We start from the raw sequence: 25,943 nt of genomic DNA, 5'->3' as shown, positions 1-25,943 counted from the left end.
TGGAATTGATCTGATTAGAAGATCGGCAAGCGTTTGTGTCAGATGCGCCATAGCAATGGGGAAGCGTAGGAGCGGACCGTTGTTTCGCATTCCAGTAATAATTGTTTCAGCAACGTTGCTAAACGCCCGGCTGGAGTAGAGAGATCGAGGCTCGGCTCCAAGTCCAGGCTACCTTCAAAAGGTGACTCCATCAGTACTGTGACTGTTTTCCTGACTACGGACCAGTCCAGCCGAAGAACGTCGGATCGATGACCTTCTCCGTTCACGATGAAGCGTTCTGCCTCGTGGTTGTGGGTCAGCAGAACTTGGCCGGAAGTCCCACTGACAGTTTTGCTGCCCCACGTAATGTCGAGGCGGCCCGTGCGCGGCACAAGAATCAGCAGAGATTCGGGAGCTTCCGGTACTGATCGCCCTTCCCAAGAAGTCTGGTAGAGGCCCGAGATCAATGTCAAGGTACCATCTGACCACGCATCTGCCTTCCATCGAAAATCTTGCTCACTGCCAAGGGGCGAAGCCAAAAACGAACAAGACAGCCCGCGAAAACGCACCGACCATTTCGTCAAAGGTGGAACCTTCAAAACGAGGAATAAAGACGGAACCAATGCTCTCGGGCATTGAGACATACCTCTAGAAACAGCGTTTATGTTGGATCCAACGAAGTCCTCGTCGAGAGGACTTCAGATCGGTTGGTCCGCCGGCTCTCGGCAATGGCATTCAGAATCATCGGTACGCCCCGCAACATCGGGAGCGGAATTTCTCCGGCAAGGGTCAACATGTCGTTGACCAAGAAAATTTGCGACACCCACGGTCTCCGCCTTGGCAAGTTGATTCTGAATGACTGTCAGCTTGGCAAGGACGTCCTGGATAAGGTCACGGGCACTTTCCATAGCCTCCTTTTCAAGTGCGATGCCGAGTTTGCTCGGGTTCGAATGGCCGCTGGGAATACTCAAAGGGAAAGTGGCAATGTTGGTCATCAAAAATCCTCCCATTGCTGCGTTGCGGAGGCCGTGGCGGCTCTGCCGCCGCCAAACGTTGATGAAATCTTCCGGATCATGGCCGCAGGCGCAGAAGACCTCGGCTGGAGTGTGGAACCGGAAGAGCGGATCGACCCCGCCTGTGCCCCGTCGAAACGGAACTTTGCAAGTTGTGAGGAAAGTGCGGCCGCTTCTTCTGCCAGTTTCTGTCCGGCGGCCGATGTCTCCTCGACCATCGCGGCATTCTGCTGGGTCGATTGGTCCATCGCGTTGACGGCGGCATTGATTTCCCGGAGAGCCGACGATTGTTCTTTTGCCGATTCAACAATCGAATCCACGTGACGGTTGATCTCCTGCACCTCCAGGACGATCTCCGTCAGCGCCTTGCCCGTCTCATCGACCAACGCTACGCCGGAGCGCACTTGTTCAGCGGAGGTGTTTATCAACTGCTTGATTTCTTTGGCGGCTCTCGCGGATCGCTGCGCCAATTCCCGCACCTCTTGGGCCACAACGGCAAAACCCTTGCCGGCCTCACCAGCACGGGCGGCTTCAACACCGGCATTGAGCGCCAGCAGATTCGTTTGGAAGGCGATTTCATCGATGACGCTGATGATGCTGTTGATCTCGCTGGACGAACTTTCAATCTGCCCCATCGCATGAACGGCTCGCTTGACGACAATGCCGGAGCGCTCGGCATTTTCCCGCGTCTTGGTGACTACCGTGCGCGCTTCTTCAGCACGGGCGGTTGAGCCATTAACGGTTGCCGTGATCTCGTCGAGGGCAGCTGCGGTTTCTTCAAGCGAAGCAGCCTGTTGCTCGGTACGTTGGGCAAGATCGTTGGATGCCGTGCTGATCTCGGCAGCACCGGCGTCAATCGAGAACGCACTGCCGCCGATTGCTTTCAGTGTTGATTGCAGCTTATCGGCGGAATTGTTGAAGTTCTCACGCAATGCGTCCAGGGACGGCACGAGTGGTCGGACAAGGCGGAAGGCGAGATTGCCGTCGGCCATCGCCTCAAGGGCTTGACCCAGTTGCTCGACGGCATTGTTGGTTTCCGTTGCCGCGGCCTCCCGCTCCCGGGCGGTGCTTTCGAACTGATCGCGTTCCGCGGCAGCGCGTCTGCTTTCGTTTTGGGCGCGCCGCGCGGCCTGCTCGCTAAGCGCCTCGCGGAGAGCACCGACAGCGCGCGCGAGATCGCCGATTTCATCGCGCCGTGCGTCAAGGGTGATGTCGCTTCCTGCGCCTTCTTCTCCCGCCATATGCTGCAGAGCTGATTGCAGCCTTGCGATCGGCCTCGTAATCGAGCGGCTTGAAAGGAAGGCGGCGACGATCGCCAATACAATGGCGCCTGCCAGCGAGCCAAATGCCATTGTCTGGAAACCACTGGCGGATTGGCGAACCTCCCCGCCTACATTCTGGTTCAGCACTTCCTGGTAGTCGATAAATTTGTTGATGGCACGCAGCCAGGAAGCGAACAGGGGGCGCGCCTGTTCAAGCAGGATTTTCTTTGCCTGCGCTCCGTCGCCCTTTTCCTGGAGCGCGATGATCTGGGCTACCAACGGATTGGTCTTGGATTGGATATCAGAGATTTCGGCAAGGATCGTCTTCTCTTCCGCCGATGCGCCTGCCGCCGAGGATACGATCTCCGCCATCCTCTTTTCATTGACGGCATAGGTATCAGCGAGCTTCGCAATCAACTCAGCGGCCGCCTGCCTATCTGTAGCGGTCTCGACCAGGGTAACATCGCGGATGGCGATTGCCCGGTCGTGCACGCTGCCGCGGAAGTTAATGGCGAAGCGCTGTTTGACGCTATTGATATCATTAATCTGCCCAAGACCTCCGTTAATAGCGTTGACCTGCGTCACGGAGTATTCCGTCAGCCCTAACATCAAGAGGAGGAGGAACCCGAAACCGATCCCAAGTCGCGTTCCGATTCCGAAGGAAAAAAAGGTGCGTTTCAATTTTGAGACTCCTGAAGATAGGCGCTATGATCAAGTCCGATATCGCGATGCCTTGCGCCAATCGAACTTTGATGGGAAGAACCGCCGCAATTCATTCGGGCGGAAGTGGGTGCGTCGGCTTGATCATCTACTGATCCGCTTGGCGCCGCCTCACAGAACTCGCCCATCTTTGTTAACAGGGATTTGAGTTTGTCCGGGCGAATTTATTTGTCGCCGCAAAACGGACAGTGTGGCGAAAAGTGGATATCAGCCCCGTCAGATTGTTAGTATCCAAGCTCGTTCACCGGTAACCCAAGCTCATGCAAGGCTGCATCGAGGCATCGCGAGATCACCCTACCGGCCCTTTGCAAGACAAGCATAAGTCGGCGTCGAGTGGAGCCGTCGTAGTTCAATGGCTCACAATTAATGATAGTTGGCTTAGGGGAGAAGCTTCATCTGCTTTCTAAGGCTTTTGTCGAATGCATTGGCGGGGACAAAGCGCCGCAGAAAATAGAGTTGACGCGCATTCTTACTCGCCGGGTAGCGGAGCTTCGGTGTTTTCGCTGTCGCTGCCGTCACTACGGTCTGGGCGACGATCTCAGGGGGATCGCCCGCTTCGATAGAACCTTTCCAGACGGAATTCATCAGGATCCGTGCCTTGTCGTAGATGCCAAGCATTTGATCAGGCTGGCTTGCGTTATGGTCCAGCGCCGTGCGGGTGAACGCCGGTTCGACCAAAACAGCGCGAACCCCAAATGTGCGAACCTCGTGATCGAGAGATTCAGTATATCCCTCGACAGCGTGCTTCGTTGCCGTATAGAGCGCGCTAAAGGGGCTCGGGATGAAACCGACCACCGAACTGATATTGATGATGCGGCCGCTGCGCTGGCCTCGCATGATCGGCAGGACTCTGTTGGTAACGCGTAAGACGCCGAACATATTGAGGTCGAACAAAGCCTGCGCCTGCTCGACAGATGATTCCTCAGCTCCACCGATGAGAGCACCGCCGGCATTGTTGACAAGCAGGTCAATACGACCAGCTTGTCTCATGACCTCGGCTACCATAGCGGACACAGAATCGCTGTCCGTCACGTCGCAAGTCAACATGACCATCCCTTGCCTGCTCCCTGTCATTTTTTTCCGGCTCGTGCCGAAGACCTTGTAGCCGGCGGACTGAAGAGCGCCTGCAATTGCCTGGCCGATGCCGCCCGCCGCCCCCGTGACGATTGCCACTCCGCGATTATCGATACTCATGTAATCTCCTTTTCGACGCGCCATCCGTGGCGCTGCAGGTCTTGAATGGGAATGTCTGCTGTCGCTGTAGAATCGGCCCTTCTTGACAGGCGACGCCCTCGATTTAGATTGCGACCTAACTCTATCAGTGGTATTGATGTCAAATGAAATCTAAATGGAAGCCGAAATGAAAGTCAGTCGAGCGCAAGCCGAGGCCAACCGCGAAGCCGTCATCAATGCCGCAAGCCGGCTGTTTCGGCAGCACGGATTCGACGGGATCGGATTAAAAGACCTGATGAAAGGGGCCGGCTTGACCCAGGGCGGGTTCTACAAGCAGTTCGACTCCAAAGATAATCTCGCAGTGCTCGCCTCGAGACGGGCCATGGAGAGCGCAACGCGGAGATGGTCAGCGATTGCCGCACGGAGTTCGGATCCCCTCGCAGCCGTGATCGAGCTCTATCTGTCCGCCGACCACCGCGACGAAACCGGCGACGGTTGCCCTCTGGTCGCTCTCGGCGCCGATGCTGCGCGTCAAAGCAAAGACGTGCGCGCTCCGTTTCAGGACGGCATAGAGGCCCATCTGCAGATCCTTGATGAATTGCTACCTCACGCCGAGGGGGGGAAACCATACCACGCGGCGATGGCCATTCTGTCTATGTTGGTGGGTGCCGTCACGCTCTCACGTGTCATGACAGACGAAGGCATGTCGCAGGATGTCCTCAATGTCGCTGCCGAGGAGATCAAGCGTATCGCTGGATCTTCGCAGAACGACTGAATGCTTCCTTGGCGGGCGCACGCTCTCGCCGAGACCTAAATTCCGTTAGCCTCCGAAGGCGGCGAACAAAATCGACAGGTAGATCCGCATGAGACGTATTGTTATCACAGGGATGGGAGCTGTCAGTCCCCTCGGCGCAAACGTGCCCACGTCCTGGTCTAGCCTTTTGGCCGGTCGGTCGGGAATTCGACGGCTTTCCGACGATGCTGTGGGAGATTTACCCGCGAAGGTCGGCGGAGTGGTCCCCACCATCGAAGAGGATCCCGAGGCCGGTTTCGACCCCGATGCCGTCTTCGCGCCCAAAGATCAGCGCAAGGTCGATCGGTTCATCCTTTTTGCGCTGGCCGCAGCAGAAGAGGCGCTCACCCAAGCGAAATGGAAGCCGGCTTCCGAAGTTGATCAATTGCGGACCGCGACGATTATCGCTTCAGGCATTGGCGGATTTCCCTCCATTACGGACGCGGTCCGTACGGTTGATCAGCGTGGGGTCCGTCGCCTCTCACCATTCACTATCCCATCTTTTCTCGTCAACTTGGCAGCTGGGCAGGTCTCGATCCGGTATGGCTTCAAGGGTCCGCTCGGCGCGCCCGTCACAGCGTGCGCTGCGGGCGTACAGGCAATCGGCGATGCCGCTCGCCTCATCCGGGCGAATGAATCAGACATCGCAGTTTGCGGCGGGACCGAAGCCTGCATGAACATCGTCAGCCTCGGCGGCTTTGCTGCAGCGCGTTCGCTCTCGACGGGCTTCAACGAGACGCCGGAGAAGGCGTCACGCCCGTTCGATATGCTGCGTGACGGCTTCGTAATGGGCGAAGGAGCGGGCATTCTGGTCATAGAGGCGCTGAGCCACGCGCTTGCAAGAGGTGCGGAGCCGCTGGCGGAACTTGTCGGTTATGGCACGACAGCAGACGCTCATCATGTCACCTCTGGTCCGGAAGATGGTAATGGTGCCCGCAGGGCAATGGAGATCGCAATCTCTCAGGCCGGCATTGCGCCCGGCGATATTCGCCACCTGAATGCGCATGCTACCTCCACGCAAGTCGGCGATCGCGGGGAGATCAACGCCATCAAAAGCGTGTTCGGCGCCGACTCCGCCATAGCAGTCAGCGCAACAAAGTCCGCTACGGGGCACCTTCTGGGCGCTGCGGGTGGACTTGAGGCAATCTTCACGATCCTTGCGCTCAGAGATCAGGTGGCCCCACCAACCTTGAATTTGAACGCCCCTGATCCGGAGAGCTACGGTATCGATTTCGTTTCCCACAGGGCGAGGCCGCTGGACGCGGACTATGCGATCTCGAATGGTTTCGGATTCGGTGGGGTCAATGCCAGCGCAATTTTCCGTCGGTGGCCTGCCAGATCCACAGAAAGGATGGTCGCGAGCATTTTCTGACTGGCATAGCTGAATAGGTGCAAATGCTGTGCTTTTGTAGCTGCCGGTCCGTTTTGAGATTAAGGCGATGAGATCTCAAATCTCTAGCCTCTGGGCGGCCAAGGAAGAGTGCCCGCTTCAAATGGACCTCAGAGAAAGCCAGCTGGTCATCGCTGCTGGCAATTAACTAGGCGGATCGAACACGAACCGGCCCGTCACCAATATGAAATCCGAGGAGGAGCACATGGACTCAACAAACGAACGCCCGATCCTGGTAACGGGGGCAGCCGGTGCGGTCGGCGCAGTAGGCCGTAACGTCACTGAAAGACTTCTGGCCCATCGGTTCAAGGTCCGTGCCCTCGTCCGGAGGGAGGATGACCGCTCGGCAGCTTTGCGTCGACTGGGCGCTGAAATCGTCGTCGGTGATCTGACCGATCTTACCTCTATGCACCGGGCGATTGAGGGCGTCTCGCGAATTTATTTCGGGATGTCGGTTTCGGCTTCCTATCTGGAGGCGACCGTCAATACGGCCGCCGTCGCACGCCACCACGGTGTCGAAGTTTTTGTGAACATGTCCCAGATGACGGTGACGCAGATGAGCATTACCGAAACGACCGATAGCCCCCAACACAAGCTGCATTGGCTCGCCGAACAGGCGCTCGTCTGGTCTGGTTTACCCGTCGTCACGGTGCGACCGACGGTGTTTATGGAGGGCTTTTTCCTCCGTTTCGCCGCCGCCAACGTCCGGGAGAAAGATGAATTGGTTCTCCCGCTTGGCGACAGCAAGACATCACCAATCTCAGCCGTGGACGTCGCCGACGCTGTTTCGTTTATTCTTACCAATCCTGGGCCGCATATCGGCCAGATCTACAATCTGACCGGGCCCACCTCCTCCGATCCGGCCCATTACGCCGCGATCTTTTCCGATGTGCTCGGGCGCACTATCCGGTACCGGGATGTGCCCATTGCTGCGTGGGCAGGCAAACTACGGGACCTCGGAGTGCCACCACATGTGATCGATCATCTGGCGGTAATGGCAGATTTGCACCGACAAGGCCGGTACAACCGTTTGACTGACGATTTTGTGCGGCTTGTCGGAAAAGAACCCACCAGCATGCACAGCTTCGTCAAACTCCACGCAAACGAATTTACGCTTGACGAATTCCGGGGGCGAGAAATCGAAACGTGAAACTGGCGATCTGTAGCCAAGGGCAGAGTGCAGCCGCTTGGCATTGTAGATTGTGGGTGGGTCAAACTTATCGGTCTGCGGTCAGAAACTCCTCCCCGAGACGGTTGAACTGGCCGCGTGCTCGATCTAAGTCCAATGCCCGCAATTGCTGAACATGTGAAGGGCCGCATTGGGTAAAAGATTTAAAAGACGGAGGCTTGTCTCCGGCGGGATCACTTTGTCCTCGCGACCGTGCACAATCAGGGCAGCGTGCTGCAAGCACGCGATGGTTGCTTCGTCCGAAGCCAGGGCATCGACACTAGCTTGGCGCGGTAGTGCGAACATAGATTAAAAGCTCTTCTGGAAGCCGGGCCGCACGCTCGCTTCGTAACGAAGCTCAGCCTATTCGTCCGACACCAGCTTGTGGTCGTAGGCGAAGATGTCGAGCACTCGCCGCATGTTTTCGGTGGAAGGCTGTTAGCACCATACAGCGTCCAAGCCAGGTGTGATCGCGAAAGAAACCCAGACCCTTCCCATCTCAATATTTTGTATTGTTCATCGGCCGCTCAGCGATCACTGCTCCTGTACGCTGGGCGGCCTCTATCGATAACAAGTGCCGAATATTGTTTAACCTAAAATTAATATCATTCGCACCAATCATCCCTGTGCTTCGGGTTCCGAGTCTGCGCGAAGCCTTCTTGAAGCAGCTTTCCAGCCGCTGAATTTGTGCACTCAGCGAACCCACGGGTTCGTAAGCCTATTCCCGCCGACCAGTTGCATCTTGGCGTGCCGTTGGAACCGCTTGCGTAACCGTTGAATGTTCACGGTGGTCAAGTGACGGCGAAGGATCCCCTTATTAAGTTTACGATTGCGTCTGCAGCGCCGAGCATTGAGGCCGACCACGCTTGATGCAGTTGAAAGGAGTCGAACTGCTGGCCCTTCGGATGATCGTGTTGCTCAGCTTGCGAATTCGAGCCGTTTTTCAACATCATCTGACGGTTCCTGGGTTGCGTGTGCAACCGCCTTTGCCCGAAGCCGGATTGCATCGCGGGCGGGCGGAAGCCCGAATAGCCGCGCGTATTCCCGGCTGAATTGGGACGCGCTTTCGTATCCGACTGTGAAAGCGACACGAGCGGCGTGGCCTGGGGTCTCCAGCAGTCGACGACGTGCCTCATGGAGACGGAACCGCTTTTGATATTGAATGGGTGTCATGGTCGTCGCTGCCTTGAAATGACGGTGAAACACCGAAACACTCATTCCAGCCATCCGCGCCAGATCTTCGACCTTGAATGGTTCGGTGAAGTGTTCGCGAATCCACACGAGCGTCCTCCTGACCTGAAACTGGCGGCCGTCAACCTGTGCAATTTGCCGAAGCTTTGCTCCTTGTGGTCCCTGCAACAGGCGGAAGAGGATTTCACGCTCAATCATGGGTGCCATGACGGATATTTCTTTTGGTCTGTCGAGAAGCCGCAACATTCGCAGAAAGCTGTCTTCGAGTTGCGGATCGCTCGGGCTAACGCCGAGACCACACAGGAATTGCGGATCCTCCGTATCCGGCGTGTCGATCACGAGGTCGGCAATCTGGCGCGGATCGAATTTGAACGAGACACCGAGAAAAGGCGTCTGACGGCTTGCTTCCGATATTCTCCCAAAGACAGGCAACTCGATTGAGGCGACGAAGTAGCTGCCCGTGCCATAGTGCAGTACGTTGTCGCCGCACGTGATGGTCTTTTCCCCCTGCAGCACCAGACACATGATGGGTTCCGTCATGCTTGCCGTCGGCTCGCTCATCCGTTCTGCTCGCATCAGACCGACGCGCGGAATGGCGGTCACCGTGCGGTTGCTGCGCGAGTACTTCTCGATCAGGGACTTCAGTTCTTCGCCATTTTTCATGGCGTTTAGATTTACATTGGCCTCCCATGTGCGCAAGGCCTTCGGCAGGATTAGGCAAGAGTTCAATAGAATTTGGCACGCGATCGGAAGGCCGCCCTCTCATATTGGACAGGCAACTAGAACGGAGAAACGACCTTGTCGAAGAATGTATTGATCACGGGTGCCAACAAGAGCATCGGCTTCGAAACTGCCCGGCGGCTCGCAGAAATGGGATATCGCGTGTGGCTCGGAGCGCGCGATTCTCGTCGCGGCGAGACAGCAGCGGATACTCTGCGCGCGCTCCACCACGATGTTCGCTTTATCGAGATCGCGGTCGAGGACGATAGAAGCGTGAAGTCTGCGGTGGAACGAGTGCGTCAAGAGGACGGCAAACTCGACGCGCTCGTCAACAATGCAGGTATCCCGGGCGCATTCGTCAATCCCGCGGACCAGACCCTTGAAGATATCCGTCAGGTCTACGAGATCAACGTGTTCGGTCCCATCCGCGTCATCCAGGCATTCCTGCCTCTTCTGAAGGCCGCGGGCTCCTCCAATGTCGTCAACGTTAGCAGCGAACTTGGTTCGCTTGGCGCCCTGACTGATCCCGAGAGCGAATTCTATGGTGTGAATAGCCTTGGCTATAACAGCTCCAAGTCTGCCCTCAACGCTGTGACCGTATCGTTTGCCAAGGCGTTGGCACCCTTCCACATCAGCGTTAACAGCGCAGATCCCGGATATACGAAGACCGACTTTAACGGCAACACCGGATACCGGACAGTTGAGCAGGCGGCGGAGATTATCGTCCGGCTTGCGGCTGCGAGCGATGGACGGACGGGTATCTTCATCAATGACAAGCGCACGCTACCCTGGTGAGCTTCATTCAATCGGTGGGACGCGGCGATGCTGCGTACTGCCTTAATGAATTCGATCTTTCAAAAAAAGGAATAGTCAGGAATTTCGCCCCTTTTGCTACGGCAGACCTCCGCGAACAGCCGGGGCGGTCTCCCCAACCTCGCAACGCCCTGACAAACAAATTGGCTTCTCGAAAAAGCAGCAAGGTACGGCGACTCGGATGACAGAGAGACAGCCGGAAAAATGGTTCGCAGAGGTCTTGAAGTAACCGGCTCAACCCGCCCGGGTACGAGTTTGATTACCAATCCCCTGTCTGTCAGGGGTAGAAGCTTTGATAGCGCAGAATTTCCTTTTCTAGCTCGTCGCAAAGCTCCTGGTATTCCAACAACTGATTTTCGTTGGCGCCCGTCAGCCGCAATCGATCTCGAACCAATACCGCTTCACTGTAGTCCTCGCAGAGCTCCCGAATAGACGGGGTGAGACACGAATATGCGCGAAGGGCTGGGTATCTCATAGCGAGAGACGCCCAACCGTGTTTGAATAGGTCGATGCGAGCACGTTCCATGGAACCGATTATAAATCAGCAGAGGTTCGCTTAATAGCTGACGGATCCTTCCATCCCTGTGAAACAAGCAGCCTTGCTTGACGTTTCGCCCCCGCGCTGCGCCATGCATTAGTTAATGCCGAGCAGAATCTTGCTAGTATCAGGGTGTCAGTATCATGGTCGTGAATCGCTCCTGAGTGCAATGAACAAGAGCCAACCTCATCTCGCTCGTCTCGCCGCTCACACGGAAGCATTGCTGGCGGGCAACATGGCCGAGCAGGTCGGGGCGATATGCTATCGCAGCGACGACGCGGGCAATATCGAGGTCCTTTTGATCACCACCCGTGAGACCCAACGCTGGACTATCCCAAAGGGGTGGCCGATCAAGGGGCTCAAAGCGCATGAGGCCGCACAGCGAGAAGCGTGGGAAGAGGCCGGAATAAGAGGCAAAGTCAAAAAGAAGCCAATTGGTTATTTCACCTATTTGAAGTTTCTCGAACCCGGAAAAACCGTTCCCTCACTTGTGCAGGTGCACCTCCTGGCCGTTGACAGCCAGCGTGATGGGTTCCCGGAGCAGGGCCAGCGGACGATCGAATGGATGCCGCCAACCGAAGCAGCGCGACGCGTGCGCGAGCCTGAGTTGAAAGGCCTGTTTACACGCCTGCGTGATCTCAAGACCGGCGACTGACTTGAATATGGCCGCTAGTGGCGGTCAGCGGGAATGACGCTAAAGGTCTTCGGCGACGGTGTTTCGCCCGCCTTCTTTCGCCTTATAGAGAGCCCGGTCCGCGCTTCCAAGCAAATCCTGACTGGTGGATCCTGCCGGCAGCGACGCAAGCCCAACGCTCACTGTCACACGCCGATTTGGGCTGCCCTTATGTTCGATGGCCAATTCCGGGACGCTCTTTCGGATGAGTTCTGCAATGGCCATCGCCTGTGCCGGGCTGGCAACCGGCAAGAGCACAGCAAATTCCTCGCCGCCATAACGTGCAACAATATCGCTCGGACGAACCTGGTCTCTTATTGCCGCCGCAATCTCTTTGAGGCAGACGTCGCCGGCGGGATGGCCATAGCCATCGTTGAAGAGCTTGAACCAATCTACGTCGATCATCAGGAGAGCGAGATCTTTGCCCCCTTGCGACGCGAGATCGAATTCCCGCGAGAAGGCGGCATCAAACGATCTTCGGTTCGCAAGACCGGTCAATCCATCCTGGTCGGCCAGCGCCTGCAGCCGACGGTTCGCTTCCTGAAGTTGTTCCTCGATCGCCTTGCGAGCCGAAATGTCACGCAGGGTTCCGATGATGCCCGAAGGCGTGTTCGCTTGCGGATCTTTCAACGTCTTTAGCTGCGCCTCAACCCAGATCCATTTCCCGTCGCGATGGAGCAAGCGACAAAGGAGCAAATTCCGCTCGAGTCGTCCCGCGAGAAGCTCGCGAAACGCCAATCGCATGCGATCGACATCCTCGGAATGGGCGATTGCCATCGGTTGCATGCCGATCAGCTCTTCTGGCTCTCGACCGAGGATATCGCGGCACGCTGGAGAGACATAGTGATTCACGAGATCACAATCGAGTTGGAACACCATGTCCGTTCCATGATCGGCCAACAGCCGGTAGCGTGCCTCGCTGTCCTTCAGGCGCTGCTCTCCCAACACCCGATCATGGATATCCCTGCCGACCGAATGGATAGCGGTCACCCGACCGTCCGGGCTTTTCAGAGCCTTATTGGTCCATGCCATCCATCTGACCCGACCATCGGGCAACACCACCTGATTTTCATTTTCGATGCTATGGTCGGCCGTGCAAACCTTGCGCAAATGGTTCTCAACCGCCGGCCGGTCAGTCTCCGGAATAAAATCGAACAGGCTCCTCCCGATCATGTCGTCGGGCTCGCGCCCATAGTGATGCGCGTATGCGTGGTTGACGAACCGCAGTTCGCCCTCGGGGTTTGCCAACGACACCAATTCCGTTTGGCTTTCGACGAGGTCCCGATAGCGCGTCTCGCTTACGGCCAGCTGGCGCTTTATGGTCTTGAGCGCCGTTATGTCGGTGATGACGGCCAGTGAAACACCTCCCGCTTCCCCGGGAACCCGATCGAGAACCGCTGACAGCAAAACATCGATAATGCGGCCGTCCTTACAAACCATCTGGTATTCGACATTGTCGCTGCGACCGGTGAGAAAGAACGCCGGAAGGACCTCCGCCATGGCCCTAGCACGCGACTCGGGGGTCAAAAATTCCGATGAACGCCTGCCGATGACTTCCTCGCGGGTGTAGCCGAGCTTGTCCAGCCACGCGTCGCTGACCGACATAAGGAGCCCGTCCTTATTGATCGAATGAAGCATGGCAGGGGTAACCTTGGTCCGATGCTCGAGCTCGGTCCTGATTTCTTCATTTCGCCAGGCCTGAATATCGATAGGGGAATTCCGCGACACTTCCATTCCAATCTGATTGACAGCTTTTGTGTGCTTGGTCTTTGGGCACCATCAGCAGCACACGCGATCCTATCTAGGGCGTATTATTTTAAAATGAATGCGTGCGGAAACTGGCTCAGCAGGGCGCTTTCCCATATGTTGCAACAGCGATCAGATTGGCAGGCGCCACTGCGCCAGCGCCGGGAAAAAGAGGTGCGAGGGCAATTTGTCGACACAGTCCCTCGTCCCCAGGCGCCGGCCATGACCTCCCGCCTGGAGGCACGCATGACCGAGTCTCGGATCGACCAGGGTGCATTGTTGAACGCTCGAAACCGCGGTTGCTGGAAATTCTCGCGCCCGGTCTCGTCACACCGCGGCCGTCGACGATCGTAATTGCCGGGGCGCAGTTCGGCTATGCCGCGGGCTGGAGCTAATGCAGCCGGTGGTCGGCCATTTGCCAAGCCCATCTCGGCGACAGGGATCATCGGCACCGATACCCGCCCTTGTCGGCTCAATTCACTGGACTGCAGAAAACTAACGATTATCATACCTGTGTGGGAGCTTGCGGTAGCAGACGCATGATGCTGCCCCTCGGACGAGGAGGTGGAATTGGGCCTGTTCTCAGATTTCGCGCTTAATCTCGACGACGTTGAAACGCTCCGGTCGATCGTCACCGACGCATGTGACGAGCTGAAGATTCCTCATGATCACGCCGGCCTTGTCGCAAGGGTCATAGACCTACACGCGGAAGGGCGCTCGCGGCATGAGATTATCGAGGTGCTGCGGGCTGAGTTTCGCAATTCCGCTCGGTGTCCATGCTGCGATCGCTGATCCTCTCCGGAATATGCCGTCGGGGTTCCATCTTAGTTCTGGAGGAGGGAGGCAACAGGTCGGAGCCATTTCCCACGTCACGCATTTTGCGTGACGTGATGGAACCAAGCACGCTTGGCGGGGTTTAAAAGGGTTAAATCTGCGCCAATGACGGAAGCGAGGGGACGGATGGGAAAAGTTGAGCTTGTGAGTGGCAGTCCCATTGTCTCTCAGACTGATGTTTTTCCTGACGATTACGAAGACTTTTTTGAAAACGGAGCTGTCGCGCTGCATTTGATCGGGCCCGACGGCACGATCCTGCGCGCCAATCAGGCCGAACTCGATCTGCTCCGCTATGCCGCCGACGAATATATAGGTCGGCACATTTCCGAATTTCATGCAGACGCCGACACGATCAGCGAAATGCTTGCACGCCTTAGCGCTGGCGAAAAGCTCGTCCGTTTCCCAGCCCGGATGCGGGCCAAGGATGGATCGATCAAGCACGTCGAGACCACCTCCAGCGCCCAGTTCCGCAATGGCGAATTCATCAACACCCGCTGCTTCACGGTCGATGTTACGGAGATCGTCCATGCAAGGCGCCAGCTGGCGCGCAAGGACGAAGAAATGCGCCAGGTTCTTGAAGCGCTTCCAGCCGCTGTCTACACGACGGATGCCGACGGCAAGATCACATATTTCAACCGTGCGGCAGCTGAATTGGCCGGCAGGGAGCCGATCATCGGTGAGGACGAATGGTGTGTGACCTTTCGGCTGTTCACTGCCGATGGGCAGCCACTGCCCCATAACGAATGCCCGATGGCCATCGCTCTTAGGGAAAATCGCCCCATCCGTGGCGTGGAGGCCATGGCTCAGCGGCCCGATGGCTCGATGTTTCCATTCCTTCCCTTCCCAACGCCAATGCGCAACGATGACGGTGTGCTGACAGGGGCGGTGAACATGCTCGTGGACATCAGCGACCGCAAGTTGGCCGAGACCAATCAGCGGGTCTTCCTCGATGAGCTCAACCATCGCGTCAAAAACAACATGATGATGCTCTGCGCTTTGCTCCGTTCGGCGGAACGCGAGAGTGACAGCCGCGAGGCACGCATTGTTCTGGGTGATGCAGCTCAGCGCGTCGGCGCCATGGCTGCCGCGCAGCACGCTCTTTATACCGAGCATGACCGCTCCGAGGTGAATGCGAATAATTTCGTGAACGCCGTCTGCGACAGCGCAAGGCAAGCATTCTCGGACAACGTCACTCTGCACATTGACGTCGACTCCGACGCCGGAAGCTTGGCGAATGACGTTACCATGCCTCTCGCTCTCGTTTTGAATGAGCTACTGACAAATGCGGCAAAGCACGGCTGTGACGAGGCAGGCAACTGCGAAATTTGGGTGTCGCTCAGACGGTCGGACGGCGACTTCCTGCTGATTGTCCGCGACAACGGGCCTGGCTTCGATTTCAAAGTCACGGGACGACGGTCGTCTGGAACCGGTCTCGTCTCTGGACTGGTTCGGCAATTGCGAGGCTCGTTCTCGGTCGCTCCCGGCCCCGGTGCGCAATGCACCGTCCGCTTCGCCGGTCAGTTCCAACCGGAAAGCAGCCTTGACTTATGATCGCCTTGGATCCACCTGCCAACAACGACAATAGCTCCGCCCCTGGATCCGTTGAGGGTGCCAAACAGGGTGCGGGAGCAGGAAAGCCGACACGCATCCTCATCGTTGAGGACGAGTATCTTATCGCGCTGGAGATTGAACATCGCCTTTGCGAGGCCGGCTTCGAGGTCATCGGCATTGCAGTGACGGCCGATGAGGCAATTTCCATGGCAGGATCAGACCGTCCGGATCTAGCGATCATGGACATTCGCCTCGCCGGTCACAAAGATGGCGTCCAGGCGGCGATCGAGTTGTTTAAAAAGCTTGGTGTCCGCTCGATTTTTGCCTCCGCGCATTCAGATGCGAAAACCCGCGAAAGAGGTTCGGCAGCCTCGCCGATCGCCTGGTTGCAGAAGCCCTACACCGCCGAGGCCTTGATCAAGCTGATCAAACGGCATCTGGGATAGATGCCATTGCTACGCCCGAGCGGGCGGTCACCAGACCCCAACGATGCCTCACGACTTCGTGTTACCGCCCTCGAATGCTTGAACCCGTTCGTTTTCGCCCTACCCTTGAGCCTCGGGAAAGTGAGGGCAACGATGATCCCGTCACAGATTGCGCAAGGGCATAACGCCTTGAACGACGCTGACGTTGCCCTTTGTCAAAGGGTCTTTGACCAGCTCATCACGGCAAAGCAGATCACGACCGATACCGAGCGCGAGGAACTAGCCAGTCGGATTATCCAGTCTTTTCAGCATGGGGTGAAGGATGAGGACGCCTTGGTGCGGCTGCTGATCTGACGGGGGATGAGACAGTTTTAGCGGTCCGGATAGCGAACTGCGCGCTTTGCGGGGTAACGGCAGGAATTTTACGCCTAAAACGTGTGGGCATTCTTCCAGGCGAGGCGATGACGCGGTAGGGTGATCAAACATGCACCCGACCATCCTAACCGGAGGCTCCGTATGGCTGAGGTCTTGCTTTTCCACCACGCACAGGGGCTGACCCCAGGTGTGTGCGCGTTTGCCGACGACTTGCGGGCCAGAGGTCACATCGTGCACACGCCGGACCTGTTCGGCGGACGCACTTTCCAGAGTATCGACGAGGGTCTCGCCTACGTCGGTGAGATCGGATTCGAGGAAATGCGGGAGCGCGGCGTCCGCGTCGCCAACGAACTGCCTTTTGACCTCGTCTACGCTGGGTTCTCGTTTGGAGTGCTGCCGGCACAGAAGCTTGCACAGACCCGGCCCGGAGCGCTGGGAGCCCTGCTATTCTACTCTTGCCTGCCGATTAGCGGCACGTGGGCTTTCGGACCCTGGCCGGACGGCGTGCCGGTCGCAATCCACGGTATGGACAATGACCCGATCTTCATCGGCGAGGGCGACATCGATGCCGCCCGCGAGATTGTGGGGAAGGTCGAGGATGCGGAGCTTTTCCTGTACCCGGGCGATCAGCACTACTTCGCCGACAGCTCGCTCCCGTCGTACGACGCGGACGCGTCCGCCCTACTCACCGTCCGAGTGCTTGAGTTCCTGGATCGCGTCTGATCCATGCCGGCGGCTTGACTCATTCACGAAATGGCGTCCCATAACGGCGCTTACGATAAACTCCAAAGCCGGAGCAGTTGAAGAGATGCGAACCGGCGACAGGTTGGTCAGATAGCTTAAGTAGACTGCGATGTTGGCCACCTGGCGGACCGCTGTCGGCTGCACGACGGAAACTCTCAGCCAAATATCCTGCCTATAGGCGGCGAGACTTGCCCTTATAATGAACCTCGGTGTGGCCCAAGTCGTGACCTCATCACGAGACGAAAACTACTCGAACCAATTGACCTGGTCTGCAGTAATAAGGGGATGCCTATTCCAGTTGCGCAGTTTCTGTATTGACCAGAATGCTGCGGCGCAGTTATCTGGGACTCAGATTTTGGTTGCTCCAGTAAGAGGGTAACGGCCGCACAGAGACAGCCACTATGACCGCAATCCTCACCGCCTGCACTCAGAGAAAGCGGGTTACCCACAACCCTTTGCTTTCTGCTCGAGACCTGCCATGCGGCACGCTGTCGGAGGTGGCCAATGCTTGGTCCGAGCGCCTTAGGACGGCAGAGGCGACCGGCCCGGCGAGAGACCTCTATGCCGGCCGCTCTTTTGTCGAGGCCAGCAAGGCGTCAAATACCGCCCGCGCAGATCTTTATATTGTCTCGGCCGGCCTCGGCCTCGTCCATAGAGATGATGCCGTCCCTTCCTACAATCTGACGGTTTCTAGGGGTGATGCGGACTGTGTCATGCCGAAGCTGCCTGACGGCTGTGTCGAAGCGGACTGGTGGGCCGCCTTGGGCGGCGCCGAAGCGCTCGTCAGCATGGTGGAGGCGGCACCTCATGTCGTGGTGATTGGCCTTCCCTCCCCTTACCTGCGCATGATCGCCCCTGCTCTCGCGCAATTATCCGCTGAGGCTGGCCGGAAGATCCGGATCACGGGAGGGCGCTTTGCGTCCGAACTCGATCCGCGCCTGGAAGCTGCACGCCTTCCTTACGATGACCGCCTGGATGGTCCCGAGAGTACATTGCCCGGGACGAAGTCCGACTTTGCAGCCCGTGCTGCCCGCCATTTTATCGAGAACGTACTCCTCAAGGAACCGACCGCAGGTATCGATATCCATCGTGGTCAAGTGGAAGCGGTCATGTCGACATGGACGCGTCCGATCGCCAAAGTCGGCGCCCGTTTGTCTGACGCTGAGATCAAATCGATTGTGCGCGAACATTGGGCGCGAGCCGAAGGACGAACCACCAAGCTGCTGCGGATCTTGCGCGACGAGTTGAATATCGCTTGCGAGCAAAAACGTTTTCAGGGGCTGGTGGCCGGGATTCGCGAGGAGAAGGCCCTATGAGTGGTGATGATAACACTCTTCTGGTTCGGGCGGTCAAAACGCAGCAGGGCGACGGCATCGACGTCTACGCCTTTTTCCTGCACGGTTCTGATCTCACGAGGATCGCAGATATCAGCCGAATCCATCGCGACGAAAAGGATCTGAAGGGGTTTCAGCGAAAGGAAATCCGCAGCCACGTCAAGGCAATCGTCGAGTTCCTGGACAGCGGTCCCGTACTCTTCCCCAATGCGATTACCTTGGCTCTGTCTCCCGAGGTCGCGTTCGACGTGTCCCGCGGCCCAAAGCCGAAAGGGCTTACGGAGGTTGGCCAATCCGGGACACTGAGCATCCCGATCGGAGAAGACGGTCATCGTGCAGCCTGGATCGTTGACGGTCAGCAGCGCTCGCTGGCCCTTGCCAAAGCCAAGGATAGCCGTTTCCCGGTTCCCGTCGTCGGCTTCGTGTCTCAGGACGTTCAGGTTCATCGCGAACAGTTCATTCTGGTCAACAAGGTCAAAGCGCTGGATGTGCGACTGATCAACGAACTGCTTCCCGCCGTGGGTACACTCTTGCCAAAGGATCTCGCAGCAAACCGTCTTCCAAGCGAGTTGTGCAACCTCCTCAACAGGCAACAGAAATCTCCTTTCTATCGGCTCATCCGTCGAGCCTCCGATACCGGAAAAGAGGATAACGTCGTCAACGACACCGCGCTGATCGACACAATCAAGAAGAATCTCAAGGCCCCCCATGGCGCCCTGAGCCAATATCTTGCGAGCGACGCGTACAATCCCGACGCCATGTACGACGCATTGGTTCTTTACTGGACGGCGGTTCGCGACGTTTTTTCCGACGCATGGGGCAAGCAACCGACGGAAAGCCGATTGATGCACTCGGCCGGGATCAAGGCGGTCGGAGCTTTGATGGACCAGATAATGTTGCGCGCCGACAGTTCCGCAACGCCGGAAACAGAAGTTAGACAGGCCCTGCAGCGGATCGCGCCTCTTTGCGCCTGGACTGAAGGGGCATGGGAGGGTCTCGGCTTGCAATGGAACGAAATCCAGGGGACGCCGCAGCATAACCGGTTGCTGGCCGACCATTTGATGCAACTTGACCGCAAGTTATCCAGGCCGGCCCGATGAGATTTATCTTTGCTGACAGCCTCGATCACGTCGATCCCGGTTACGATTTCATCAGAGACCGTTACTCAGAGGGCCGGACCCCTTATTGGGACGATGCCTATCCGCATGAGATCATGGGATATGCCCCGTACAAGGGGATGCTGGTTTCGCGCGGCATTGTGGGCGGGGCCGCCGTTGGCGGAAAATACACGGAAGCCCAGGCCATGCGCTTCCGCCGCGTCGGCGCGCGTGAGTTTCTGCGTCTCGACAAACCACAATTCGAGCAACTGCCGATTTTTGGCGATTGCGGCGCCTTTACCTACCACAAGGAAGACAAACCGCCGTATACGCCGGACGACACCGCCGAATTTTACGACGATGCCCGCTTCACTCACGGCTGCTCGGTCGACCATATCATCTTCGATTTCGACGAGAGCCTGAAGGGTTTCGAGGGCGGTACCGAGGAGGCGCGCCGACGCTTCGAAATTACGCTCGAGAACGCCTCGGCATTTCGCACATCCACCCAGCATATGTCGAACCGGTTTACGCCGATGGGCGTCATTCAAGGCTGGTCACCGGGGAGCATGGCCGAGGGGGCACGTCGCCTGGTCGCGATGGGCTACGACTATCTTGCTCTCGGCGGTACCGTGCCGTTGAAGGCCCCGCAGATCAAAGCCTGCATTGCCGCGATCCGTGGTGTTATTCCAGACAGCACGCGCCTCCACATTCTCGGTTTCGCAAAGGCCGACGAAATAGACACGTTTGGCTCCTTCAACATCACGAGTTTCGACACGACCTCTCCTTTGATCCGTGCGTTCAAGGACGCCAAGGCCAACTACTATTTGCCAAACACGGCTGGCAAACTCGACTACTACACTGCGATCCGGGTTCCCCAGGCGCTCGAAAATCCCAAGCTCATGCGGCTTGCAAAGCGCGGGGCCGTGAACCAGGAACAACTCGTTTCGATGGAGAAAAACGCGCTCGCCGCGCTGAGATCCTATGACCGTGGCCAAGCCGATCTCGAAGAAACCCTCGACGCGGTTCTCGAATATGCAACGCCTGCAGTCATGGGCGAAACGATTGCCGACTTGCCGGGTGCGAAGGCCGTCAAGGATCTGAGAGACCGCTACAAGCGCACCCTGGCCGACCAGCCTTGGAAACGTTGCTCGTGCCCGATCTGCTCGGCCCTTTCGATTGAAGTCGTGATCTTCCGGGCAAGCAACCGCAACAAACGGCGCGGTATTCATAATCTGGGCGTCTACAACGCCCTTGTTGACCAACTCCCAAGTAACAGTGGGCGAAATGACGATACTCAAATTTCCAGCGATCAGAGCCAGACAGAGCGAAGCGCACACAGTCCTTTCATTTGCAGCGCTAGCGTCTGACCTGCAGAAATTTGCGGTCATCGAACGGGTTGCCCGCGATGCCGAAGGTGGACTGAGTGGGTTTCAGCGTCCGCAGATCGCCGGCCATATCCGTGAGATCCGCGACTATCTGGAAAAGCCGGAGGCGATCCTCCCCAATCCGATCGTCGTAGCGTTCACCAACAATGTCGAGATCAGCGACGAAGGCGGCGATGGTCGCTGCGTCGTCGAAATCGACGTTGCATCCGGAGCGCCCGGGATGGTCGTTGACGGGCAACAGCGTTTGACGGCCCTTGGCCAGGTCCACGAGAAGGATTTCCAAGTGTTCGTCTCGGCCATTATCTGCCGAGACGATGAGGAGTTGCGCCGTCAGTTCGTCCTGATCAACAATACCCGGCCACTTCCGAAGTCTTTGATCTATGAACTGCTGCCGACCGTTACCGGTCTTCCGCGGCGGCTTGGCGACCGCTCCGTCGCTGCCGATATCGCCGCGCGTCTGAACTACGATAAAAGCTCCTCACTTGAGGGTCAGGTCTACCAGCACACCAATCCGGGCGGGATGATCCGCGATACCGCAATACAACGGGTGATCATCAATTCGCTGAGCGACGGCGTGATGCGCGAACTGATCCGCGAACCGGACGGTCCCGACCTCTGCTTCAAGCTGATCAGCGACTTCTACAAAGCCGTCCAATACGTCTTCAAGGACGAGTGGAAAAACCACACGCCGAAGACGTCGAGGCTTGTCCATGGCGCTGGCATCATGTCGCTGGGCTACGTCATGGAAATTCTGGTCTTGCTCGACGGCGCCCGCACATTCGACGACTTCGCCAAGGGTCTTGCCTGCCTGATCGACACGACGGCCTGGACGTCAGGCGAATGGAATTTTGCGGAAAACGACAAGCGCCACTGGAAATCGGTTCAGAACGTCAATCGCGATATCACGACGCTCGCCCAATACCTGGTCACCATCGTTCGCACCGACATCCGACGTCGGCGCAATGAGGCCCAGGGGAATGTCGACGAATCGCGCCAAAAAACGATAGCGGGTGCCTGATGAGCTACGCGGTCAAGGAACTGTTCAAGACCCTACAGGGTGAAGGAGCCCAGGCCGGCAGGGCCGCTGTATTCTGCCGCTTCGCCGGATGCAATCTCTGGTCGGGCCGCGAGGAGGACCGCCATAAGGCGGTCTGCCAGTTCTGCGACACGGATTTTATCGGCACAGACGGCGATGGCGGCGGCAAATTTCGGGATGCAGCGGACCTGGCGGCAGCGATCGCTCGCACCTGGGGCAACAAGGAGAGCAGGCGATACGTTGTTTTTACCGGCGGCGAACCCCTTCTGCAGATTGATGCGGCGTTGATTGCTGCCGTTCACGACTATGGCTTCGAGATCGCGATCGAGACGAACGGGACGATCGAACCGCCTGCCGGTATCGATTGGATCTGTGTCAGCCCGAAAGCCGGAGCGCCGTTTAATCTGAGATCGGGAAGTGAACTCAAGCTGGTTTATCCGCAAGCCGACCTGCTTCCCGACGATCTGCCGGATGTCGCCTTCGACCATTATTTCCTCCAGCCGATGGACGGGCCTACCCAAAGCGAGAACGTCGCAGCTGTGACCGCATTCTGCCTTGAGAACCCTCGTTGGCGCCTTAGCCTCCAAACACATAAGATGATCGGGATCCCATGAAAATCACGCAAGCATTCACCTTCGAGGCGGCTCATCGTCTGCCGAATGTACCCGCGACACATAAGTGCCATCGGATGCACGGCCATTCGTACCGGGTCGAATTGCAATTGAAGGGCTCGGTCGATCCTGAAACAGGCTTCGTCATCGACTTCTTTGATGTGGAGAAAGTGTTCGGCCCGGTTCTCGAAAGCCTCGATCATCATACACTCAACGATATCGAAGGCCTCGAAAACCCGACAGCCGAGAACATCTCGGTTTGGATCTGGCGAAAGGTCAAACCGCTGCTCGACGAGTTGAACTCGGTCAAAGTGTTCGAAACACCGGCCTGCTGGGCAGAATATGAAGGCGAATAACGGGGAGCGTGTGATGTCGACAACTGCGCTGGTGCTGTTTTCGGGGGGACAGGATTCCACGACCTGCCTTGCTTGGGCGCTCGATCGGTTCGAGCGGGTCGAAACGGTGGGTTTCGATTACGGTCAGCGCCATCGCATCGAACTCGAATGCCGCGAGACGCTGCGCGCCCAGATGCGAGCGCAAAACCCTCTCTGGACGGATCGCCTTGGCGAGGATCATACGATTTCGCTCCCGGCCCTTGGCGAAATCTCCGATACCGCTCTGACAAGCGGCATGCAGATCGAGATGGCCGAGTCCGGCCTGCCGAACACGTTTGTTCCCGGCCGCAATCTGATCTTTCTGACCTTTGCGGCAGCCTTGGCCTATCGCCGCGGATTGAAGCATATCGTCGGCGGCATGTGCGAAACCGATTATTCCGGTTACCCCGACTGCCGGGACGATACGATCAAGGCCCTGCAGGTGGCGCTCAATATCGGAATGGAAAAGCGGTTCGTCCTTGATACGCCACTGATGTGGATCGACAAGGCGCAGACCTGGCAACTGGCCAAGAACCTCGGCGGCCGGGCCCTCGTTGATCTGATCGTGAAGGACAGCCACACTTGCTATCTCGGCGAGCGTGGTGAGTTTCACGACTGGGGCTATGGCTGCGGGACATGCCCAGCATGCGATCTCAGAGCGAAGGGCTACGAAAAATTCGTGGCAGAAGAAGTGTGACAAGGAGAGCGGGATGAATATGCGGCATCGGCAATGGATTGAAGGCGGGATATTCCTGGCTGGCTTCGCCGCCTGCATTCCGCTTGCCAATTACATGATCGGGCATGTTGGTACGGTCTGCGTGCCAAACGGGCCATGCCTGATACCGGTAGGCTTTGGCCTTACCGCACCGAGCGGGGTCCTGCTCGTTGGCCTCGCCCTTGTATTGCGTGATCTGGTTCAACGACGCCTCGGACTTATCTGGGCGATCGGAGCCATCATCTTTGGTGCATTCCTGTCGACGACTTTCACGGCACCCGCGCTTGCGCTGGCATCTGCGAGCGCGTTCCTGATGTCCGAACTCGTCGACTTGCTGGTGTTCACGCCTTTGCAGAGAAAAGGGCTCGTTAAAGCAGCCTTCGCCAGCAGTGTTGCCGGTCTCGTCGTCGACAGTGTGATGTTTCTTTGGCTCGCCTTCGGCTCCCTCGATTTTCTGGCTGGACAGGTTGTGGGCAAACTGATCATGGTTGTAGCCGCGCTTCCAGTCCTTTTTTGGATCCGCAACCGTGACCGACGATTGGGGCTGATGCCAGCATGACGGACAAGGGCAAAGAATCGCTGGGGTGCTTTCAGGCGATTTTGGAGGCCTTTTTCGGCAGGCCCATAACGTATTTCCCGCGGAGTGCCGCGACAGGGACCGGGGACGAGCGGATCGATGACGGGGTCGTCATCGCCACGATCGAAGAAGAGATCAAAAAGATCGCAGCAGACGATGGCAAGCTGGATGATGCACTGAAACTCGCGCGCGAATCTCTTAATGAGGTCACGAAGCACACGGACTATCAGGACGGCAAGGCCACCAGGCTGCTCACCATCTTGACCTTCATGTCGGCCTTTTCCGGCCTCCTGTTCAATCGTCTTGCAGACGGCTACCCGCTTTCCGCGGTCGATTGGAATGGAGCCAAGCAAATCATCATAAGTGGGCTGATCATTGCGAGCTACGGCCTGTTCGCCGCTTTCGCACTGCTCGCGACGTTCGGCGCCCTGGTGACGTTTCACGCGATCCGGTCCCGCTTCAGATATCCGACGAAAACACGCGCGGAAGAGCCTGGATCCTTGGTCTTCTGGATGCCTATCTCTTGGACGGAACCCAAAAACTGGGCGCATGCTTTCATCGACACCGATTGCAAAATTACGCCGGACATCAAAGTAAAATATCTCCGGAACTACATCGTCGAAACTTATCTTGTTGCAGTGAAAGTGGCCGATAAGGTCCGGGTCTTGGAACCGGCACAACGTCTGCAATCCTCGGCCATCAAGGCGTTGATCCTTTGGATTGTGGTGACTGCGCCGGTATTTGCCTTTGTGCCGCCAGCGAAAAAGGAGTCTAATTCGGTGATTCGAATAGAGACACCGATCTCCGCGGTGTGCGTCACGGGTGGAAGCAATGTCTCCACGGCAGCAAATGGTCAGCCCTGCGGCGCAGCGCATTGACACTGGTTTGACTGGACCTCTTGTCTTTGTCGACGCAGACAACACGCTCTGGGACACGGATGGGGTCTTCGCGCGAGCGCAGTTGACCTTGCTGTCGCTGGTCGAAGAGGCCTCTGGCCAGCAGAGCCGTGTCGAGGACCGTTTGGACTATATCAGGGCTTTCGATCAGGCGCTCGCCGAGCAGCATCATCTAGGACTTCGCTATCCCCCGCGACTTCTTATCCAAGCTCTCGCGCTCGCCCAGCAAGGCTTATCGCAGCGCGAAGCGGTGCGCCGCGCCTGGAGCGACGGATCGCAATCCGGTCTGGCCGCTGGTATGATCTCTCAGATCGAAAATACCTACATCGAGTTGATTTCAAGGCCGCCAGAGCTCCTGGATGGTGTCCTGACGGGGCTTCGTGCGCTCGCACTGGTCGGCGCAACGACTGTGGTATTGACCGAGGGGAGCCGCAAACGCGTCATGCGCACAATCGAGCATCATGACCTCGTCGACTACATCGACCGGGTTTTCGAGGCGCCGAAAACCGCGAGGATGTTCCAACGGGTAAGAAGCCTGGCGAGAGCGGGCCAGACAGTTTACATGATCGGCGACCAACTGACCCGAGATATAAGGCCGGCCAGCGAAGCCGGTCTGACGACCATCTATATCCCCGGGGCGTTCCAGCCGAAGTGGGAACGACAGACGGGAAACATTGCGGCGCTTCAGGCCTCTACGTTCGACGAAGCAGCGGCGCTTGTCATCGGCGTGGAAAAAGACGCCCGCCCACCGCAACCGGCGGGTGGGGAGCAAGGCTACTTGCGGTTCCAGAACAAGACATGATCGTCATC

Annotated in this window: 26 protein-coding genes; 19 read left to right on the top strand and 7 right to left on the bottom strand. The window is 57.6% G+C overall.

Annotated features, from left to right (window positions below):
* Positions 1 to 38: 38 nt before the first annotated feature.
* From ACODR6_RS27680 to ACODR6_RS27665, 4 genes are all read right to left on the bottom strand, one after another.
* Complete coding sequence (locus ACODR6_RS27680) at positions 39 to 563, bottom strand: AraC-like ligand-binding domain-containing protein (protein ID WP_489025536.1); 525 nt, start codon at positions 561 to 563, stop codon at positions 39 to 41.
* 114 nt (positions 564 to 677) lie between these two features.
* On the bottom strand, positions 678 to 974 hold the full coding sequence (locus ACODR6_RS27675) for a hypothetical protein (RefSeq protein ID WP_489025534.1): 297 nt from the start codon (positions 972 to 974) through the stop codon (positions 678 to 680).
* On the bottom strand, positions 974 to 2,935 hold the full coding sequence (locus ACODR6_RS27670) for a methyl-accepting chemotaxis protein (protein ID WP_489025532.1): 1,962 nt from the start codon (positions 2,933 to 2,935) through the stop codon (positions 974 to 976). Before ACODR6_RS27670 ends, ACODR6_RS27675 begins: the two co-directional genes overlap by 1 nt.
* A 417-nt stretch (positions 2,936 to 3,352) precedes the next feature.
* Complete coding sequence (locus ACODR6_RS27665; protein ID WP_489025530.1) at positions 3,353 to 4,168, bottom strand: oxidoreductase; 816 nt, start codon at positions 4,166 to 4,168, stop codon at positions 3,353 to 3,355.
* 166 nt (positions 4,169 to 4,334) lie between these two features.
* Between ACODR6_RS27665 and ACODR6_RS27660 the strand changes: the two genes are divergently transcribed.
* The 3 genes from ACODR6_RS27660 (at position 4,335) to ACODR6_RS27650 (ending at position 7,480) form a co-directional block, all read left to right on the top strand.
* A complete protein-coding gene (locus tag ACODR6_RS27660) occupies positions 4,335 to 4,922 on the top strand; it encodes a TetR/AcrR family transcriptional regulator (protein ID WP_489025647.1) in 588 nt (195 codons plus the stop codon).
* Positions 4,923 to 5,010: 88 nt separating this feature from the next.
* Positions 5,011 to 6,312, top strand: coding sequence for a beta-ketoacyl-ACP synthase II (gene fabF / locus ACODR6_RS27655; protein WP_489025528.1), 1,302 nt, complete (start codon positions 5,011 to 5,013; stop codon positions 6,310 to 6,312).
* Between the two features lie 223 nt (positions 6,313 to 6,535).
* Positions 6,536 to 7,480 carry an NmrA family NAD(P)-binding protein gene (locus tag ACODR6_RS27650; RefSeq protein ID WP_489025526.1) on the top strand — a complete coding sequence of 315 codons (945 nt, stop codon included), beginning with the start codon at positions 6,536 to 6,538 and terminating at the stop codon, positions 7,478 to 7,480.
* A 126-nt stretch (positions 7,481 to 7,606) separates the two neighbouring features.
* On the opposite strand, the gene ACODR6_RS27645 is transcribed toward ACODR6_RS27650, so the two are convergent.
* Positions 7,607 to 7,804 carry an alpha/beta fold hydrolase gene (locus tag ACODR6_RS27645; RefSeq protein ID WP_489025524.1) on the bottom strand — a complete coding sequence of 66 codons (198 nt, stop codon included), beginning with the start codon at positions 7,802 to 7,804 and terminating at the stop codon, positions 7,607 to 7,609.
* Positions 7,805 to 8,416: 612 nt separating this feature from the next.
* Positions 8,417 to 9,352: an AraC family transcriptional regulator gene (locus ACODR6_RS27640; RefSeq protein ID WP_489025522.1), complete on the bottom strand. Its 936-nt coding sequence runs from the start codon at positions 9,350 to 9,352 to the stop codon at positions 8,417 to 8,419.
* A gap of 135 nt (positions 9,353 to 9,487) precedes the next feature.
* Between ACODR6_RS27640 and ACODR6_RS27635 the strand changes: the two genes are divergently transcribed.
* On the top strand, positions 9,488 to 10,204 hold the full coding sequence (locus ACODR6_RS27635) for an SDR family oxidoreductase (protein ID WP_489025520.1): 717 nt from the start codon (positions 9,488 to 9,490) through the stop codon (positions 10,202 to 10,204).
* 725 nt (positions 10,205 to 10,929) lie between these two features.
* Positions 10,930 to 11,415 carry an NUDIX hydrolase gene (locus ACODR6_RS27630; RefSeq protein WP_489025518.1) on the top strand — a complete coding sequence of 162 codons (486 nt, stop codon included), beginning with the start codon at positions 10,930 to 10,932 and terminating at the stop codon, positions 11,413 to 11,415.
* Between the two features lie 39 nt (positions 11,416 to 11,454).
* Here ACODR6_RS27630 and ACODR6_RS27625 read toward each other — a convergent pair whose 3' ends face one another.
* Positions 11,455 to 13,167 (bottom strand): sensor domain-containing diguanylate cyclase, encoded by a 1,713-nt coding sequence (locus ACODR6_RS27625; protein WP_489025516.1) that lies wholly within the window; start codon positions 13,165 to 13,167, stop codon positions 11,455 to 11,457.
* Positions 13,168 to 14,139: 972 nt separating this feature from the next.
* Between ACODR6_RS27625 and ACODR6_RS27620 the strand changes: the two genes are divergently transcribed.
* From ACODR6_RS27620 to ACODR6_RS27555, 14 genes are all read left to right on the top strand, one after another.
* Entirely contained in the window at positions 14,140 to 15,564 is a 1,425-nt protein-coding gene (locus tag ACODR6_RS27620; protein WP_489025514.1) for a sensor histidine kinase, read from the top strand.
* A complete protein-coding gene (locus tag ACODR6_RS27615; RefSeq protein WP_489025512.1) occupies positions 15,561 to 16,010 on the top strand; it encodes a response regulator in 450 nt (149 codons plus the stop codon). The genes ACODR6_RS27620 and ACODR6_RS27615 overlap by 4 nt, the downstream gene beginning before the upstream one ends.
* Before the next feature lie 132 nt (positions 16,011 to 16,142).
* Complete coding sequence (locus tag ACODR6_RS27610) at positions 16,143 to 16,343, top strand: hypothetical protein (RefSeq protein ID WP_489025511.1); 201 nt, start codon at positions 16,143 to 16,145, stop codon at positions 16,341 to 16,343.
* A 162-nt stretch (positions 16,344 to 16,505) separates the two neighbouring features.
* Positions 16,506 to 17,087 (top strand): dienelactone hydrolase family protein, encoded by a 582-nt coding sequence (locus ACODR6_RS27605; RefSeq protein WP_489025509.1) that lies wholly within the window; start codon positions 16,506 to 16,508, stop codon positions 17,085 to 17,087.
* 422 nt (positions 17,088 to 17,509) lie between these two features.
* Positions 17,510 to 18,424 carry a DUF6884 domain-containing protein gene (locus tag ACODR6_RS27600; protein ID WP_489025507.1) on the top strand — a complete coding sequence of 305 codons (915 nt, stop codon included), beginning with the start codon at positions 17,510 to 17,512 and terminating at the stop codon, positions 18,422 to 18,424.
* Positions 18,421 to 19,542 carry a DGQHR domain-containing protein DpdB gene (dbpB, locus tag ACODR6_RS27595; RefSeq protein ID WP_489025506.1) on the top strand — a complete coding sequence of 374 codons (1,122 nt, stop codon included), beginning with the start codon at positions 18,421 to 18,423 and terminating at the stop codon, positions 19,540 to 19,542. Before ACODR6_RS27600 ends, dbpB (ACODR6_RS27595) begins: the two co-directional genes overlap by 4 nt.
* Positions 19,539 to 20,906, top strand: coding sequence for a tRNA-guanine transglycosylase DpdA (dpdA, locus tag ACODR6_RS27590; RefSeq protein ID WP_489025504.1), 1,368 nt, complete (start codon positions 19,539 to 19,541; stop codon positions 20,904 to 20,906). The genes dbpB (ACODR6_RS27595) and dpdA overlap by 4 nt, the downstream gene beginning before the upstream one ends.
* Complete coding sequence (dbpB, locus tag ACODR6_RS27585; RefSeq protein ID WP_489025502.1) at positions 20,824 to 21,942, top strand: DGQHR domain-containing protein DpdB; 1,119 nt, start codon at positions 20,824 to 20,826, stop codon at positions 21,940 to 21,942. Before dpdA ends, dbpB (ACODR6_RS27585) begins: the two co-directional genes overlap by 83 nt.
* On the top strand, positions 21,942 to 22,574 hold the full coding sequence (queE, locus tag ACODR6_RS27580) for a 7-carboxy-7-deazaguanine synthase (RefSeq protein WP_489025500.1): 633 nt from the start codon (positions 21,942 to 21,944) through the stop codon (positions 22,572 to 22,574). Before dbpB (ACODR6_RS27585) ends, queE begins: the two co-directional genes overlap by 1 nt.
* On the top strand, positions 22,571 to 22,927 hold the full coding sequence (gene queD, locus ACODR6_RS27575; RefSeq protein ID WP_182208017.1) for a 6-carboxytetrahydropterin synthase QueD: 357 nt from the start codon (positions 22,571 to 22,573) through the stop codon (positions 22,925 to 22,927). Before queE ends, queD begins: the two co-directional genes overlap by 4 nt.
* A 13-nt stretch (positions 22,928 to 22,940) precedes the next feature.
* Positions 22,941 to 23,642 (top strand): 7-cyano-7-deazaguanine synthase QueC, encoded by a 702-nt coding sequence (gene queC, locus ACODR6_RS27570; RefSeq protein WP_489025498.1) that lies wholly within the window; start codon positions 22,941 to 22,943, stop codon positions 23,640 to 23,642.
* A gap of 13 nt (positions 23,643 to 23,655) precedes the next feature.
* On the top strand, positions 23,656 to 24,219 hold the full coding sequence (locus ACODR6_RS27565; protein ID WP_489025496.1) for a VUT family protein: 564 nt from the start codon (positions 23,656 to 23,658) through the stop codon (positions 24,217 to 24,219).
* Positions 24,216 to 25,115, top strand: coding sequence for a hypothetical protein (locus tag ACODR6_RS27560; RefSeq protein WP_489025494.1), 900 nt, complete (start codon positions 24,216 to 24,218; stop codon positions 25,113 to 25,115). Before ACODR6_RS27565 ends, ACODR6_RS27560 begins: the two co-directional genes overlap by 4 nt.
* Entirely contained in the window at positions 25,069 to 25,935 is an 867-nt protein-coding gene (locus tag ACODR6_RS27555) for an HAD family hydrolase (protein WP_489025492.1), read from the top strand. The genes ACODR6_RS27560 and ACODR6_RS27555 overlap by 47 nt, the downstream gene beginning before the upstream one ends.
* Positions 25,936 to 25,943 lie beyond the last annotated feature (8 nt).

This window comes from Rhizobium sp. FG96 (genome assembly GCF_057808655.1).
This window is presented reverse-complemented; position numbering and strand designations above follow the sequence as displayed.

Coding starts and splice junctions, on each gene's coding strand:
- ACODR6_RS27630 (WP_489025518.1), top strand. CDS start 10,930: ATGAACAAGAGCCAACCTCATCTCGCTCGTCTCGCCGCTCACACGGAA.
- ACODR6_RS27610 (WP_489025511.1), top strand. CDS start 16,143: ATGATCCCGTCACAGATTGCGCAAGGGCATAACGCCTTGAACGACGCT.
- ACODR6_RS27555 (WP_489025492.1), top strand. CDS start 25,069: ATGTCTCCACGGCAGCAAATGGTCAGCCCTGCGGCGCAGCGCATTGAC.
- ACODR6_RS27625 (WP_489025516.1), bottom strand. CDS start 13,167: ATGGAAGTGTCGCGGAATTCCCCTATCGATATTCAGGCCTGGCGAAAT.
- ACODR6_RS27605 (WP_489025509.1), top strand. CDS start 16,506: ATGGCTGAGGTCTTGCTTTTCCACCACGCACAGGGGCTGACCCCAGGT.
- ACODR6_RS27675 (WP_489025534.1), bottom strand. CDS start 974: ATGACCAACATTGCCACTTTCCCTTTGAGTATTCCCAGCGGCCATTCG.
- queD (WP_182208017.1), top strand. CDS start 22,571: ATGAAAATCACGCAAGCATTCACCTTCGAGGCGGCTCATCGTCTGCCG.
- ACODR6_RS27650 (WP_489025526.1), top strand. CDS start 6,536: ATGGACTCAACAAACGAACGCCCGATCCTGGTAACGGGGGCAGCCGGT.
- ACODR6_RS27565 (WP_489025496.1), top strand. CDS start 23,656: ATGAATATGCGGCATCGGCAATGGATTGAAGGCGGGATATTCCTGGCT.
- ACODR6_RS27560 (WP_489025494.1), top strand. CDS start 24,216: ATGACGGACAAGGGCAAAGAATCGCTGGGGTGCTTTCAGGCGATTTTG.
- ACODR6_RS27640 (WP_489025522.1), bottom strand. CDS start 9,352: ATGAAAAATGGCGAAGAACTGAAGTCCCTGATCGAGAAGTACTCGCGC.
- ACODR6_RS27615 (WP_489025512.1), top strand. CDS start 15,561: ATGATCGCCTTGGATCCACCTGCCAACAACGACAATAGCTCCGCCCCT.
- fabF (WP_489025528.1), top strand. CDS start 5,011: ATGAGACGTATTGTTATCACAGGGATGGGAGCTGTCAGTCCCCTCGGC.
- dbpB (WP_489025506.1), top strand. CDS start 18,421: ATGAGTGGTGATGATAACACTCTTCTGGTTCGGGCGGTCAAAACGCAG.
- ACODR6_RS27600 (WP_489025507.1), top strand. CDS start 17,510: ATGACCGCAATCCTCACCGCCTGCACTCAGAGAAAGCGGGTTACCCAC.
- dpdA (WP_489025504.1), top strand. CDS start 19,539: ATGAGATTTATCTTTGCTGACAGCCTCGATCACGTCGATCCCGGTTAC.
- queC (WP_489025498.1), top strand. CDS start 22,941: ATGTCGACAACTGCGCTGGTGCTGTTTTCGGGGGGACAGGATTCCACG.
- dbpB (WP_489025502.1), top strand. CDS start 20,824: ATGACGATACTCAAATTTCCAGCGATCAGAGCCAGACAGAGCGAAGCG.
- queE (WP_489025500.1), top strand. CDS start 21,942: ATGAGCTACGCGGTCAAGGAACTGTTCAAGACCCTACAGGGTGAAGGA.
- ACODR6_RS27665 (WP_489025530.1), bottom strand. CDS start 4,168: ATGAGTATCGATAATCGCGGAGTGGCAATCGTCACGGGGGCGGCGGGC.
- ACODR6_RS27660 (WP_489025647.1), top strand. CDS start 4,335: ATGAAAGTCAGTCGAGCGCAAGCCGAGGCCAACCGCGAAGCCGTCATC.
- ACODR6_RS27620 (WP_489025514.1), top strand. CDS start 14,140: ATGGGAAAAGTTGAGCTTGTGAGTGGCAGTCCCATTGTCTCTCAGACT.
- ACODR6_RS27645 (WP_489025524.1), bottom strand. CDS start 7,804: ATGTTCGCACTACCGCGCCAAGCTAGTGTCGATGCCCTGGCTTCGGAC.